General features: G+C 32.3%; 17 protein-coding genes. 8 read left to right on the top strand and 9 right to left on the bottom strand.

The features are described 5' to 3' along the window. The first annotated feature begins 57 nt into the window (after positions 1-57). The gene (locus D1869_RS02900) at positions 58-297 is read left to right on the top strand and encodes an Rdx family protein (RefSeq protein WP_156013832.1); all 240 of its coding nucleotides are present in this window, start codon (positions 58-60) and stop codon (positions 295-297) included. Here the strand turns inward: D1869_RS02900 and D1869_RS02895 are convergent. Beyond that, a complete protein-coding gene (locus D1869_RS02895) occupies positions 287-1,987 on the bottom strand; it encodes a cbb3-type cytochrome c oxidase subunit I (RefSeq protein ID WP_221267040.1) in 1,701 nt (566 codons plus the stop codon). The two genes, D1869_RS02900 and D1869_RS02895, sit on opposite strands and share 11 nt — an antisense overlap. A gap of 180 nt (positions 1,988-2,167) precedes the next feature. On the opposite strand from D1869_RS02895, the gene D1869_RS02890 reads away from it, so the two are divergent. Then, entirely contained in the window at positions 2,168-2,926 is a 759-nt protein-coding gene (locus D1869_RS02890; RefSeq protein ID WP_156013830.1) for an enoyl-CoA hydratase/isomerase family protein, read from the top strand. Here the strand turns inward: D1869_RS02890 and D1869_RS02885 are convergent. Next, complete coding sequence (locus tag D1869_RS02885) at positions 2,916-3,899, bottom strand: ABC transporter permease (protein WP_156013829.1); 984 nt, start codon at positions 3,897-3,899, stop codon at positions 2,916-2,918. The two genes, D1869_RS02890 and D1869_RS02885, sit on opposite strands and share 11 nt — an antisense overlap. Next, on the bottom strand, positions 3,896-4,624 hold the full coding sequence (locus D1869_RS02880) for an ABC transporter ATP-binding protein (protein WP_156013828.1): 729 nt from the start codon (positions 4,622-4,624) through the stop codon (positions 3,896-3,898). Before D1869_RS02880 ends, D1869_RS02885 begins: the two co-directional genes overlap by 4 nt. A gap of 27 nt (positions 4,625-4,651) precedes the next feature. On the opposite strand from D1869_RS02880, the gene D1869_RS02875 reads away from it, so the two are divergent. From D1869_RS02875 to D1869_RS02865, 3 genes are read left to right on the top strand one after another with little or no spacing between them, the layout of a single operon-like run. Then, positions 4,652-5,602: an AIR synthase family protein gene (locus D1869_RS02875; protein WP_156013827.1), complete on the top strand. Its 951-nt coding sequence runs from the start codon at positions 4,652-4,654 to the stop codon at positions 5,600-5,602. Next, entirely contained in the window at positions 5,565-6,053 is a 489-nt protein-coding gene (locus D1869_RS02870) for an NTP transferase domain-containing protein (protein ID WP_156013826.1), read from the top strand. The genes D1869_RS02875 and D1869_RS02870 overlap by 38 nt, the downstream gene beginning before the upstream one ends. Then, positions 6,053-6,787 carry a DUF1614 domain-containing protein gene (locus D1869_RS02865; protein WP_010978586.1) on the top strand — a complete coding sequence of 245 codons (735 nt, stop codon included), beginning with the start codon at positions 6,053-6,055 and terminating at the stop codon, positions 6,785-6,787. Before D1869_RS02870 ends, D1869_RS02865 begins: the two co-directional genes overlap by 1 nt. Here D1869_RS02865 and D1869_RS02860 read toward each other — a convergent pair. Further along, positions 6,761-7,024, bottom strand: a complete 264-nt coding sequence (locus D1869_RS02860; protein WP_052846374.1) for a hypothetical protein — start codon at positions 7,022-7,024, stop codon at positions 6,761-6,763. The genes D1869_RS02865 and D1869_RS02860 overlap by 27 nt on opposite strands. A 125-nt stretch (positions 7,025-7,149) precedes the next feature. On the opposite strand from D1869_RS02860, the gene D1869_RS02855 reads away from it, so the two are divergent. Beyond that, on the top strand, positions 7,150-7,593 hold the full coding sequence (locus D1869_RS02855) for an EVE domain-containing protein (protein ID WP_010978585.1): 444 nt from the start codon (positions 7,150-7,152) through the stop codon (positions 7,591-7,593). Here the strand turns inward: D1869_RS02855 and D1869_RS02850 are convergent. Then, positions 7,573-7,896 (bottom strand): hypothetical protein, encoded by a 324-nt coding sequence (locus tag D1869_RS02850; RefSeq protein WP_156013825.1) that lies wholly within the window; start codon positions 7,894-7,896, stop codon positions 7,573-7,575. The two genes, D1869_RS02855 and D1869_RS02850, sit on opposite strands and share 21 nt — an antisense overlap. A 132-nt stretch (positions 7,897-8,028) precedes the next feature. Between D1869_RS02850 and D1869_RS02845 the strand changes: the two genes are divergently transcribed. Continuing rightward, the gene (locus D1869_RS02845) at positions 8,029-9,198 is read left to right on the top strand and encodes a pyridoxal-phosphate-dependent aminotransferase family protein (protein ID WP_184650945.1); all 1,170 of its coding nucleotides are present in this window, start codon (positions 8,029-8,031) and stop codon (positions 9,196-9,198) included. Between the two features lie 30 nt (positions 9,199-9,228). Then, on the top strand, positions 9,229-9,894 hold the full coding sequence (gene bluB, locus D1869_RS02840) for a 5,6-dimethylbenzimidazole synthase (protein WP_156013824.1): 666 nt from the start codon (positions 9,229-9,231) through the stop codon (positions 9,892-9,894). Positions 9,895-10,127: 233 nt separating this feature from the next. On the opposite strand, the gene D1869_RS02835 is transcribed toward bluB, so the two are convergent. The 4 genes from D1869_RS02835 to D1869_RS02820 are packed head-to-tail and all read right to left on the bottom strand — an operon-like array spanning position 10,128 to position 13,134. After that, positions 10,128-10,634 (bottom strand): LeuD/DmdB family oxidoreductase small subunit, encoded by a 507-nt coding sequence (locus D1869_RS02835; RefSeq protein WP_156013823.1) that lies wholly within the window; start codon positions 10,632-10,634, stop codon positions 10,128-10,130. Continuing rightward, on the bottom strand, positions 10,631-11,878 hold the full coding sequence (locus D1869_RS02830) for a 3-isopropylmalate dehydratase large subunit (RefSeq protein WP_156013822.1): 1,248 nt from the start codon (positions 11,876-11,878) through the stop codon (positions 10,631-10,633). The genes D1869_RS02835 and D1869_RS02830 overlap by 4 nt, the downstream gene beginning before the upstream one ends. A 57-nt stretch (positions 11,879-11,935) precedes the next feature. Further along, positions 11,936-12,772: a twin-arginine translocase subunit TatC gene (tatC, locus tag D1869_RS02825; RefSeq protein WP_010978579.1), complete on the bottom strand. Its 837-nt coding sequence runs from the start codon at positions 12,770-12,772 to the stop codon at positions 11,936-11,938. Then, positions 12,769-13,134 carry a hypothetical protein gene (locus tag D1869_RS02820; RefSeq protein WP_156013821.1) on the bottom strand — a complete coding sequence of 122 codons (366 nt, stop codon included), beginning with the start codon at positions 13,132-13,134 and terminating at the stop codon, positions 12,769-12,771. The genes tatC and D1869_RS02820 overlap by 4 nt, the downstream gene beginning before the upstream one ends. Between the last annotated feature and the right edge of the window lie 7 nt (positions 13,135-13,141).

Genomic DNA, 13,141 nt, shown 5'->3' with positions numbered 1-13,141 from the left:
ACAACCTTTAAAACATTATAAAGAAAGGCATATTAAGAAAGAAAAAGAAAATTTAGTATGCACTCCGTAAAGATAGTTTACTGTAGACCTTGCGGATATTTAGATAGAGCTATAAATTTAGCTAGAGATATACTCGCTTATTTTGAGAACGTAGAAGTCACTTTGGAACAGGGCAAAAATGGAATATTTGATGTATATTTAGATGGGGAACTAATTTTTTCAAGATATCAAGAGAAAAGATTCCCAGAACATGAAGAAATATTAAAACAAATAGGAAAAAAAGTTATTATTTCATAAGTCTTTTTTCTATTAAATTATGAATTTCGCTTCTAACTAATCCTATACCTTTTGTTATCCCATTAATGACTATGTCGTTATTTCCGTTCAGAACCATAGCAATACTTGTTGTAAGCTCTCCTAAGTTTAAGCCTTCACTCTCAACTACTCTTCCCTTAACTATTGTTAGAACTAAATTAATTAACCAACCAACAGTAGCAAGATCAGCAATTATTGCCCCAACAGTTGTAATTAATTGCCCAGTAACAAACGTTGATGAAATTGGATAAATCATTTCTTTTCTTATTAATCCGGTAACTCCTAGATAAGAAAAACCTAGAACAACCATAATAACACCGACCGTATATCCCCAGAAGTGAATCCATGCTAATTTTGCAGAATACCACATTCTTTTTGTCATCATTGGTATCATTAAGTATAACGCAGCAAATCCAGCTGGAACAATTGAGAATAATATGAATGCATGGAAGTGTGCTACAACATACATTCCTTCATGAACTATAGCATCATAAGCTATTACTGAGTTAGAAATACCCATAACTCCCGCGTATACGGAACCGGCAAAAGACATCGTAGTTAGAGCAGCAAGTATATTCCATTGTATATTTGCACCTTTTACTGTAGCCCATAAGTTAAAGAATGTCATCATGGATGGAACAATAATACCGTCTGTTAATACTTCAGTTACTATCTTTACCGGAACTGGTAAATCAACCATATATAAGTGATGAATTCCTAGGGGACCTGTTGCAAATATTAAATATAAAAGTGCTGAAATTCTAGCTAATTTGTCGCTATAAAGGGGTTTATTTGAAAGCATTGGTATTAGCAAGTATAGTGCGGCCACAGCTGGGAACCAAGCAATATAAACAATCCCATGCCATAAAGTCACGAAGGATATCTGATCAGCAATAATATTATATCCTACTATATGGTAGAAAGCTAATAAATCCCATAAAGCAGTTATAAATGAGCCAGAATAACTTTCTAATATAAGTATACCTACTACAAGACCAAAAACTAAGAAGATTGGTAATTTTTCTTTCAAACTCCTTGAAGCTAGATAGAAATGGTAAACATACCAACCAGTCATTAAATATATTCCAACTTCTAATAATATCCAGCCAATATACCATAATGGAGAAACTACGTATAATGAATAACCATTAACACCTATTGGCGCTAAATAATACCAACCAGTTGCAGAGAAATAATTGTCAAAACCAGTTTGCGTAGTTATAATTATTGGTCCTTCAAAAAGCATGAAAGAAATGTTAAATAGTACAAAGCCCAAATTAAACATCCATTTTAATCTAGGTTGAATATTAAGCATCTTGAATGTAAAGTAAATAAATACAGCGAGTATGAGCTGTTGTGCAAATCCAAATAGATCTCTCATGCCGTGAAGCGTTATTGAGGCTTCATATTCTTGGACTGTTAAAGGTAATGTTTGGGCTAATCCCCATGACGCTTCCTGAATCCTTACCATTAAAGCGTCAACAATTCCTAAAATCCCCCATATAAGGCTTAAAACTATCATACCCATAGTAATTCTCGTAACCCAGTCCTTATCAAGCTGGAAAATATCCTTAAAAAAATTGGATACTTTAGCTAATGCGAAATTTGTTCCAAAATATAATCCAAGAACTATCGCCCTTCCTAAACCCCTAATAAAATCAGAGGCACTCATGACTTTCACCTAATCAGATACCACTTTTTACTTTTTCTGACTTAAATGTATTTTTATAAAGTTAATAAAGATGTATAAAAGCATTTAAACGAAATATTTAATTTTGTTTATTTTTTAGTTCCTTATTTTCCAACAAAAAGCAAGAAAAGATTATAAGAGACCTTTGCAATCAACTAATAAATGACTAAAGTACTTGTTCAAAAAGAGTCGGATATAGGTAAAATACTGATAAGTAATGAAGAAGGAAAATACAATCTAGTGGATATAAAGTTTATGCATAATCTTATAGATTCCTTGAGAATGTTAGACTCAAATAAAGAAGTTAGATTTGTGATTATAAGGGGAATAAATAATTTTGGTGCAGGAGCAGACATAGGCGAACTAAGAAGAGCTTCAGATAATAGAGAATATGCCACAAATTTCTTTTCAACAATGTTCGAAATGTTTCGAACTTTGCTTAATTTATCCAAAATTACAATAGCAAATGTCGAAGGTATAGCTTATGGTGCATCAATGGAAATCCTATTAGCAACTGATTTTGTTATTGCATCAAAAAATTCAAAATTCGCAGTTCCTGGTGGAAAAATAGGAGTATTCCCTCCAGTAATGCTTACACTAGGAAAATATAGGCTTGGATGGAACAATGTGTTAAAAATGGCATTTTTAGGGAGAGAATTAAATGCAGAAGAAGCAAAACAAATAGGCTTAGTTTATGAAATAACTGATAATTTTGAAGATACAAATGCTAACTTAATTAGAGAGCTTAAGCAAATAGCACCTTCGTCTTTATCCATGATGAGGAAAATTTTATTCACGGAACATGAAAAAGAGTTAGAAAAAGCTTTCCAAGAACTAATTGACCAAGTATTAACAGAAGACGCTAGGACAGGAGTAATATCGTTTCTAACTAAAACTAAGCCTAAATGGGCTATTCTCTAAGTTTTAACAGCCTACTCCCTATTCCTATAAATATTGCGGTTAAAAGGATAATAATAAAGAAGTTTGTGGGACTTGGCAATTTATCGTAAATAAGAATATCCCTAACCATATCATTAACTAAAGATACAGGTTGATAACTAACAAAGGCTCTGAAAAACTGTGGAAATTCATCAACATAAAAGAACGCATTACTAATAAACATGAGTGGAAAAACTATAACTGTAGCTACAGTATTAGAAATAGCTATTTTGTCCTTTGGTGATAGACCGAAAATTATTGCACCAAGTCCAGAGAACATTAATGTTGATAGAGCAAGAATGCCAATAAATGATAAGCTAATAATTGGCAGGAAACCGATAATTATACCGAATATAAGAACCACTATAGTAGACATTATTGTAATTAGAACCTCATATAACATTAAGGAAATTACCCATTCATAATCTTTAAGTGGCGAAGAAGCTAATCTTTCAATAAGCTTATCCCTATAATAACCACTTCCTACGCCCGTAATACCCAAAATACCATTAGACAAAGATATAACACCAATAACTCCAGAAATTTCATAAGCCTCTGGAGTGTTTCTTGTTATTAACTCATATGAGGAAAGAAGATCTTTTTGATGAATGGATAATAGATACGTCTCAAGGACAGGAATAAAATTAGCTTCAAGTTGATTATAATAGACCTTTTTACTTGTCGAATTATAAAATATAACTTGTTGATTAAGCTTTACTAGCTGAGGATTACCACCTACAATACCTATGAATAATTTACTTTGATTTAAATATGAAGCAATCTCACTATCATTTTTACCATTAACATAAACTACTATATGTTGTTGAGGAACTACTGATATTAAAGAGAATATTATTGCCAACATTAAAGGGAAAAATAGAATAAAGAAAATAGTAATAGGACTTCTTAAATTATCTTTTATTATTGCTATCGTTGTTGGTATAATTTTTTTCATTCTTCCTCACTTTTCATTTCTTCCATTAATGCCAAATAGGCCTCTTCTAAATTCTCTTTCTTGAACTCATTCATTAATTCTGATGGTGTTGAAATTCTGACTATCTTACCCTTATATAGTACACCAACTCTATCTGCTAGTCGTTCTGCCTCTTCTAGGTAATGAGTTGCTAAAAAAATAGTTATTTTCATATCTTTTAATGATTTAATTAATTCCCATAAATTTCTTCTAGATTTGGGATCCAATCCTACTGTAGGCTCATCAAGAAATATTACTTTTGGATTGCCAACAAGACCGCACGCTATGGCAACTTTTCTTTTCAAACCACCAGATAATTCCTTAAATCTCTTCCTTTCATGTTCTTTCAAATTTAGTTTCTGTATAATTTCATCAACTTTATCTGTTGTATCATAAAGCTTTGCAAAATATTCAATGTTTTCTCTTACAGTTAGATCAGAAAAACCTTGAAATTCTTGGGGAACAGTGGTTATAATTTTCCTAATTTTTTCGCATTCTTTAGGTGAAGAAAAACCATTGACTACTACTTTACCTTTAGAAGGTTTTAATACACAAGAAAGGATTTTTATCGTTGTAGTTTTCCCAGCTCCGTTAGGACCTAGAAATGAGAAAATTTCTCCCTCATCTACGGTGAAGGAAATACCGCGTAAAGCTTCAATACCATTCTTATAAATCTTCCAAAGATCTTCAACTTCAATAATATGCATATTTACCCACTTCACCGTATAAAATTTATGTTTTTTGGAAAAATTCCAGTAAGAGACTTTTTGAATAAAATAAAGACCGGAAATTGTGAGATTTGTCCAGAAATAGGAGAAGATGATGCAATCATAAGGAGTGAAGGAAATTATTTGGTTATTCATTCAGATCCAATTACGGAAGCAGGAAAAGATGCTGGGTTTCTATCAGTAGCAGTTGCATGCAACGATGTTAACATGAAAGGCGTTCCATGTAAATGGGTTTTAACTACCGTTCTTCTTACAAAAAGGGAAAATCTGGATGTAATAATTGATGGAATTAATGAGGCATGTAATTTTATTGGATGTTCAGTAGTAGGTGGACATACAGAAGTTACAAGAGGTTTACAACAAGATATTGTAGTTACAACTGCATTTTCGTTTAGTGATAAAATAATGAAACTCTCTGATGGTAAAGTTGGTGATTATATAGGAGTTTTTGGTTTTGCTGGTACTGAAGGGACGTGGATATTGGCTAATGAATTTGAAAATGAATTGGTTAAAAGGGGAGTTAAACATGAGATATTAGAGAAGGCCAAAAAACTAAAATATTTCATCCCAGTTCAAGAAAAAGCACTGAAAGTTAAGGATGATGTAATAGCTATGCATGATGCTACTGAAGGAGGAATATATCAAGCATTATTAGAGGTTGCAAAGTCTACTAAGAAAAAAGTGCTTATCTTTAGAGATCCTCCAATTTTACAAGAAACTTTAGAGATTACTAAAGTTTTGAATATTAACCCTTACACGCTAATTTCGTCTGGAGCTTTTATTGTAATAACAAGAAATCCACAAAAAATTGAAGAGTTTGGAGGAGTAATCATAGGGAAGATAGTAGAAGGGGAAGATGTCTTAGAGGTAAAAGGAGATAAAGTATATAAGGAAGATTTTGAGGAAGAGTTGGTTAAGTTTGAAAGCAATTATTATGGCTGGAGGAAAAGGGACTAGACTATCACCATTAAAACCATTGATTGACTTGTGCGGTTATCCAATGTTCTATTGGGTTTATAGATCCTTGCTTAACTTTACAGATGAGATTTATTTAGCCATAACAAGATATAATCCTCTTATATTTTCCTCTTTTAAGAAAGTTATTACAGATGGTAAAGGTTATGAAAATGACGTTATTCAAGCTATAGGAAAGGTTGGTCTACCAGTAATTGTTGTCCCTGCAGATACTCCATTTATTCCAGAAGAAGCAATATATAAGCTCTATTCATGTAAGAAATCTATATGCACTCTTGTAACTAAATCTGGTTTTGTAGGAATTAGCTTATGGAATGAATTAAAACTTAATGAGTATGAGGATGTTTACTATGAAGGAGAAATAATTAATGTAAACACTTTATCAGACTACATTACTGTTAAAAATTTATGCAAGACAATAGAATATAGCTAGTGGCTAAAAGAGTTCTAATACTAACTCCTTTTAGGGGAATTTACGCTATAGGTTATGCATTTTTAGGCCTAATAATATTCATTATCTCTATAGGATATTTTTCAAGTTTACTTAAGATAGTTGGAGTTAATGAAGCAATAAGTTATTTTTTAGCAGTAGAACTAGCTTTGTTAAGTTTAATCCTTAGTCCAGTAAATATTGTTGTGAAAGAAATAAATAGACCAGCACTAGCTCCAGAGGTTGATGTCGTATACGTTTTTGGAATTCCTATTTACGTGCCTAGGCTCTCTTATCAGTTAAGAAAGACATTAGTTGCTGTTAATGTTGGAGGAGCTATTATTCCTTCGTTATTATCAATAACACTAATATTTTTAGCCTTTCATGGTTTTTCTATAATTTTACTTATCGTAGATATAATTTTATTGAGCATTATATGCAACGTATTCTCAAAAGTGATTACTGGAGTAGGGGTCGTGATGAATCCTTTAATAGCACCTTTATTCTCAGCATTAATAAGCTATGCGTTTTTCTTTAAAATGAGTTATCTGGTCCCAGTATCGGCTTACGTAAGTAGTGTTTTAGGTTCACTTATTGGTGCAGACTTATTTAATCTAAAGAGAATAATTGAGTCAAGTCCACAAATAGTTAGTATAGGAGGAATGGGAACATTTGATGGGATATTTATGTCCGGCTTATTTGCTGTTATGTTAGCTGAAATCCTTATTCTTGTTTAGATACCTCTTTTTAACCCTAATAAGAGCAATACCTTCTTTACCCTCAATATATTTTAGCTTAACAGAACCACCCTTAAATCTGGCATAAATAAAATTAATATTCCCCTCTGTCCATCTACTATATTCAAGTAAATCACCTAGTGAAAATTTATCAGAAATTTTATATAATATATCAAGTTCATAATCTTCTATTGATGAGGTTCTTTTAGGGGTAGTAAATAGAAATAGTTTCTTCACGTTATTTAACTATTACAGATAACTAATAAAGTTTCCTAAAAATGCAACTCCCACAATTTCACCTCTTGTTTTCAAACGGTAGTATTACAGTACTTTTATATAGCCTAACTGAGAGTTAAAAATTGATGTATTGGCTAATTCCAGTGCAAGAAGATTTTTGGGAGACGGTAGTAAAAACAAACCTCTTTGGTTTTCATAAAGAATCTGTTGAGAAATACATCAAACCAGGTGATTTTATAATATTTTATGTGGGTAAATACTATGCTAAAAAATACGGAGGTAAATTCGTAGGAATATTTAAAGTAATTTCAGACTGGTTTTATGATGAAACAGTAGTCTTTCCCAATGAAAAGCTCGTAGGTAAAGCCATTGAAGTTTATAGAATAAAGCTAGAACCAATAATCATAGGCGAATGTCCCTCTAAAGACATTATCTGGAATCTTTCATTCATAGAAGATAAATTTCAATTTTCTAAGTATTTAAGGAATGTCCCAGCAAACTTAAAAAGACCTATACCAGAAGAAGATGCTAAAAAAATTGAGGAATGCTTAAAAGCCTCTATAATTTAACTCTCTCAATACTACATTTATTAGGTTTATTAATTCTGACAGAAGTTTATTAACTATATATTTGTATATAAAGATAATCACATATCTTATATTGATGATCAGAAGTAATTTTTTAGCTATCTCCTTTTGTTTGCTGACAAATTCTTTTAATTTAGTTTCTATTTCAAAATCAAATGAAGAAAGGAAAGATAAGAATTTCTGTATCTTCAGTTTTAGTTCCTTAACATTATAACACATAGATAGTTCATTTTTAAAATTCTCATAAGTCCTTCTTATAACAATATAACTAGCTAAATCAGTCATAGTTAATATATTGTTCAGTATTATTAAATAAGTGAACAATGGTATTTCTATGTTAAATTCTAGAATATCGAAAAATTTTAAACAAACTTATGAATAGAAAGAATAAATAATTATGTTTCACCTTAATATCTCATGATTCAAAAAGAAAAAAAGCTCTTAATGCATGTAGGCCCAGTAAATATTTTAGATAGAGTACTATATGCGGGTTTAAAAAATAATGTAGGTTTTACGTCTCAAGAATTCGTAGAAGCTTTTCAATTCTCCTTAAAGAAAACAAGAGAATTATTCCAAGTTGACAATACATATCAACCGTTTTTAATACCCGGTGGAGGAACGTCAGCAATGGAAAGTGTAACATCATTACTTAAAGAAGGTGAAAAAGTCTTAGTAGTTACTAACGGAGTCTTTGGGGATAGGTGGGTAAACATATTCAGAAAATATCCAATAAAAGTTAACGTATTAAGCACAGAACCTGGTTATTATGTTGAACCGGAGACAATTGAAAAAGAAGTAAAAAAGGACAAATATACATTAGTTACCTTCACGCATGTGGAGACAAGCACTGGAGTAAGACAACCAATCAAGGATAGTGTAAAAGCTGTAAGGGATTATGTTGATTTAGTAGTTGTTGATGGAGTTTCAAGTGTTGGTGCAGAAGAAGTAAAGGCAAAGGATTGGGGAGTTGATGTTTATTTAACAGCTAGTCAAAAAGCCCTAGGTGTTCCTCCAGGGTTAGGAATTTTAGTACTTTCCGAAAGGGCCATGGAAAGGTTAAAAGATGAAAAAAGTATTGCTGGTTATTACTTAGACTTAAGGAATTGGCTACCAGTTATGAATAGTATGGAAAATGGGAAAGCCTCATATTTCTCTACACCTCCAGTGCATACAATTTTGATGCTGTCTGAGGCATTAAAAATAATTATAGATGAAGAGGGGTTAGAAAGTAGAATTAAAAGACATGAAAAAGTGGCTAGTGCAATAAGAGCTGGAATTGAGGGAATGGGATTAGAAATAGTTGCTAAAAAACCGGAAGCCTATAGTAATACTGTAACTGGAGTAATTCTTAAGAAAACTAATGCTGGTAACGTACTTTCTGAAATAGTTTCAGAAGGTGTTGAATTAGCTCCAGGAGTTCATCCAAAATTACAAGGAAAGTACTTTAGGATTGGCCATATGGGATGGGTGACTGAAAATGATGCCATAGTAACAATAGCCTCAATAGAAAGAGTTCTGAGTAAATTAGGAGAAGATATAAGATTAGGAGAAGGCATAAAAGCAACTCAATTATATTTGGCAAAATAATTTTTATTCCTCCTTATGGATAACCTATCCATGGACATATATGAAGTTATAAAAAGAAGAAGAGATATCAGAAGTTATTGCAAAAGTGACCCAATACCAGATGAAGTATTAGCTAAAATACTTCTAGCAGCTCATTTAGCACCTTCGGTTGGTTATTCACAGCCTTGGAATTTCATAATAATAAGAGATGAGAAAATAAAAAGAAAAATTAAAGAGTTAGTTGACGAACAAAGAGAAGAATTTAGGAAGAAACTTGATGAAGAGAAAAGAAAGATTTTTGATAGGATAAAAATAGATGCTATACTTGAATCACCAGTTAATATTGCTATAACTTGTGATAGAAATAGATTTGGTCCCTATGTATTAGGAAGATTAACAATTCCAGAGACTTGCAACTATTCCACTGTTTTAGCTATAGAAAATTTATGGCTGGCTGCAACAGCTGAAGGAATAGGGGTGGGCTGGGTAAGTTTCTTTAGAAAAGAAGATGTTAAAAGAATACTAGGAATACCGGATGAAGTAGAACTAATTGGGTATTTAACCCTTTGTTATGTAACTAAATTCCCAGAAAAACCAGAACTAGAGGAAAAAGGTTGGAATAGAAGACTACCCATAGAAACCCTAGTATTTGAAAATACATGGAACAACATGCCTAATGAAAAGCTATTAAACGCCTTAAAAAATGCAAAAATTTAGTTATTGAGAAATATATAAGTCTAATCAAAATATATTCTACTAGAAATATTAAAATTGAATAAGGAATTAGAAACCATGGTGTAATTGCTAATTTAAAAACCTCGTATCCGTAAATCCTTTCAAGCATATAAAGTGAAAAAGTCTCGTCTATAAACATAAAAATGAGGGAGAGTATAACGAAAGTAAACCTCATAAGAAATATTTTAAAAAAGTTGTATACAAACTTTTTTATTTCAGTTACCTCCTTGATTCTGAATCGAAACTTTCTTTAAATAATCCAGTAAACCGCCGCTCTCAAGTATTTTTAACGGCATTCCAGTTATTCCTCTTCCTTTATAAACTTTCTGATTATTCACTATTATTTCTCCGGTTTCTACATTTATCTTTACATAATCACCCTCATTTATTAGCTGAGTTACACCAGGTAAAACAATAGCTGGCAAACCATTATTTATAGCATTCCTATAGAATATCCTTGCAAACGATTCAGCTATAATAGCCCTAACACCAGAAGCCTTTAATGCAATAGCAGCTTGCTCTCTTGATGAACCCATTCCAAAGACTTTGCCAGCAACTAAAATTACACCAGCAGAAGCTTTTTTATAAAATTCTGGATCTAGAGGTTCCATTGCGTGCTGTGCTAAGTATTGCGGATCAGTGTATTTCAGATACCTTGCTGGTATAATGATGTCAGTATCTATTTTATCACCGAATTTTAAAACCTTACCTTCTACTATCATGAGAATCTCCTCGGATCAGTTATTTTGCCTTCTAAAGCAGAAGCTGCTGCAACTGCTGGTCCAGCTAAATATACTTTTGAATCGTTACTCCCCATTCTACCTTTAAAGTTCCTTGAACTAGTCGAAACTATTGTCTCACCTGGGCCAGCCACACCAAAGTGACCTCCTAGACATGGTCCACAAGTACCATATGTGACAATACATCCAGCATTAACTAAAGTCTCTATATAGCCTAGCTCCATAGCCTTCTTAAATAAATCATAAGATGCTGGTATGGCTATGCATCTACTTTTAACTCTCTTTCCCTTTAGAATTTTTGCAGCAATTTCGAAATCACTTATTCTACCATTTGTACAAGATCCTATGAATACCTGATCTACATCTAAACCTTCAACTTCATTAACTGTTTTAACGTTATCAACACTATGAGGAGCAGCAACTAAGGGTTCTAATTTTCCTAAATCAATCGTATATTCATCAACGTATTTTGCTCCTTCATCCGGCCTAACAGTATTTGGTTCGTAACCTCTATTAGTCTTAATGTAATTAACTGTCTCGTCATCTGGAACAAACATTAATGCATCAGCATTCATTTCTATTCCCATATTAGAAACTGTTGCCCTAAAGTCCATTGGAAATGCAGACGGTTCCCTTACGAATATTTCTATACTCATTCCATTAAAGTAGTCAGCCTTAAAATCGCCAAGGATCTTTAATGCTACATCTTTTCCATTTATCCATTTACCGGGTTTACCTTCTAACATTATCTTAAACGGTTGTGGAACCATAACCCATGTTTTGCCAGTTATAACTGCAGCTGCAACATCACTTGCACCTAAACCTTGTGCGAAAGCTCCCACAGCACCGGAAGTTGTAGTATGACTATCAGCAGCCACTATTACATATCCTGGATTAGCGTATTTTTCTAGTAATATTTGATGTAAGATACCTACATTTATATCATGGAAGTTTGGTATCTTTAGCTCTTTTACAAATTTTCTTATTTGAGTTTGAATCTCGGCACTTCTTACATCTGGTGGAGGAGCTAAATGATCAAAAGCTATTACAATTTTTTGTTTATCAAAAACTTTTAACATACCCGCTTTCTCCATAACTTCTATTACATGATACCCAGTCAAGTCATGGAAAGCTGCAATATCTACTTTAACCTCCACTACATCTCCTGGAGCTACTGATTTACCCGAGGCTCTACTTAGGATTTTTTCCGTTAAAGTTTGAGGCACGAGTATAAGAAAGAGTCAGAGAAAATAAATATTATTTTAAAATATGTTCGACTTTTGTTATTTGACTAGTAATTGGTTTTTGTTTTTAGTATTTCTCTTTTCGATAATTGACGAAACTATAACTCCAATAAAATATAAACTGGATAGAGTAACTGCAATAGTTGTTTCTATCAGACCACCAGTAGTACCAGGTGAAACTATCCATGCAATTATGAATGAGACTAATACACCCCATCTCCAATTTTGTCTCCAAGTTTGTGCTTTAACAAGTCCAAGTTGAGTAAGTGATGTCATAACTAGGGGGAATTCAAAGGAAGCCCCTACTGCTATCATAAGTGTTACAATCGTACTAACATAAGCTCTTAAACTTAATGTAGGTTCTACGCCTAAACTCAGATCTAGTTTATAGACGAATAACATCATAAAAGGAATAATAATAAAATATGCAAATGATGCTCCAGCTATAAATAGAGATGTAGCCGGTAACAATACTTTTCTGATTGTTCTCTTTTCGTGCTCATATAAACCTGGGGCAACAAATGCCCAAAACTCCCTAAATATTAAAGGAAATGCAGATATAATGGCTAAAAGAAGAGAAACATACATAGAAGAGTATAATGGGTCAAAAGGATTTAGGGTAATTAAATGTAAACCGGATGGTTTTTCTCTATCTAGAAATGCGTTTGTAAATTGAATTGCAATACTATCATAAATTGAAGGATATAGAATAGGTAAAGTAAATGAACCTACTTTAATAGTGGAAATTCCAAACGCAAAATATATAAAGAAGAAGATTGCGAGGTAGATTAACATGTTTCTAATTCTAAGCCCTAATTCTTTTAAATGCTCAATCAGAGGAGCCTCTTTATCTGTACTCGGTTTTTGTATACTCATTTAGTATCACTTTTAGTTTGATTCTTTAATTTTTGTATTTCTTCCTCTAATTCTTTAATTCTTTCTTCAAGCAATTTAACCCGCATATCTTGAAAAGTATTTTTAACCTCAGAATAATTGCTATTTATTTCTTGTATTCCTGACCTAAATTTATTAGAAATCTCTCTAACAGGAGTAGCAGTCTCCTCAGTTACTTCATTTAATTCTCTCCTTAATTCAGCCATTAACTCGTCTCGTCTTTTCTTAAATTCATTATAACCCTTCATTAAATTTTTTATAGAATTAACAGAATTTTTATCACCTGCAAATAATAATATTCCAACCAATAAAACAATTAAAAAATCATCTAAACTTCCAAGCATTCCTATC

Source organism: Sulfurisphaera ohwakuensis, from assembly GCF_009729055.1.
Lineage (GTDB): Archaea > Thermoproteota > Thermoprotei_A > Sulfolobales > Sulfolobaceae > Sulfurisphaera > Sulfurisphaera ohwakuensis.
Note: the sequence above shows the minus strand (reverse complement) of the source record. Positions and strands in the feature narration are given on the sequence as shown.

What these genes read in the sequence shown, in the direction of transcription:
- D1869_RS02900 (WP_156013832.1), top strand. Translation starts at nt 58, where the DNA reads ATGCACTCCGTAAAGATAGTTTACTGTAGACCTTGCGGATATTTAGAT.
- D1869_RS02895 (WP_221267040.1), bottom strand. Translation starts at nt 1,987, where the DNA reads ATGAGTGCCTCTGATTTTATTAGGGGTTTAGGAAGGGCGATAGTTCTT.
- D1869_RS02890 (WP_156013830.1), top strand. Translation starts at nt 2,168, where the DNA reads ATGACTAAAGTACTTGTTCAAAAAGAGTCGGATATAGGTAAAATACTG.
- D1869_RS02885 (WP_156013829.1), bottom strand. Translation starts at nt 3,899, where the DNA reads ATGAAAAAAATTATACCAACAACGATAGCAATAATAAAAGATAATTTA.
- D1869_RS02880 (WP_156013828.1), bottom strand. Translation starts at nt 4,624, where the DNA reads ATGCATATTATTGAAGTTGAAGATCTTTGGAAGATTTATAAGAATGGT.
- D1869_RS02875 (WP_156013827.1), top strand. Translation starts at nt 4,652, where the DNA reads ATGTTTTTTGGAAAAATTCCAGTAAGAGACTTTTTGAATAAAATAAAG.
- D1869_RS02855 (WP_010978585.1), top strand. Translation starts at nt 7,150, where the DNA reads ATGTATTGGCTAATTCCAGTGCAAGAAGATTTTTGGGAGACGGTAGTA.
- D1869_RS02850 (WP_156013825.1), bottom strand. Translation starts at nt 7,896, where the DNA reads ATGACTGATTTAGCTAGTTATATTGTTATAAGAAGGACTTATGAGAAT.
- D1869_RS02845 (WP_184650945.1), top strand. Translation starts at nt 8,029, where the DNA reads ATGATTCAAAAAGAAAAAAAGCTCTTAATGCATGTAGGCCCAGTAAAT.
- bluB (WP_156013824.1), top strand. Translation starts at nt 9,229, where the DNA reads ATGGACATATATGAAGTTATAAAAAGAAGAAGAGATATCAGAAGTTAT.
- D1869_RS02835 (WP_156013823.1), bottom strand. Translation starts at nt 10,634, where the DNA reads ATGATAGTAGAAGGTAAGGTTTTAAAATTCGGTGATAAAATAGATACT.
- tatC (WP_010978579.1), bottom strand. Translation starts at nt 12,772, where the DNA reads ATGAGTATACAAAAACCGAGTACAGATAAAGAGGCTCCTCTGATTGAG.
- D1869_RS02820 (WP_156013821.1), bottom strand. Translation starts at nt 13,134, where the DNA reads ATGCTTGGAAGTTTAGATGATTTTTTAATTGTTTTATTGGTTGGAATA.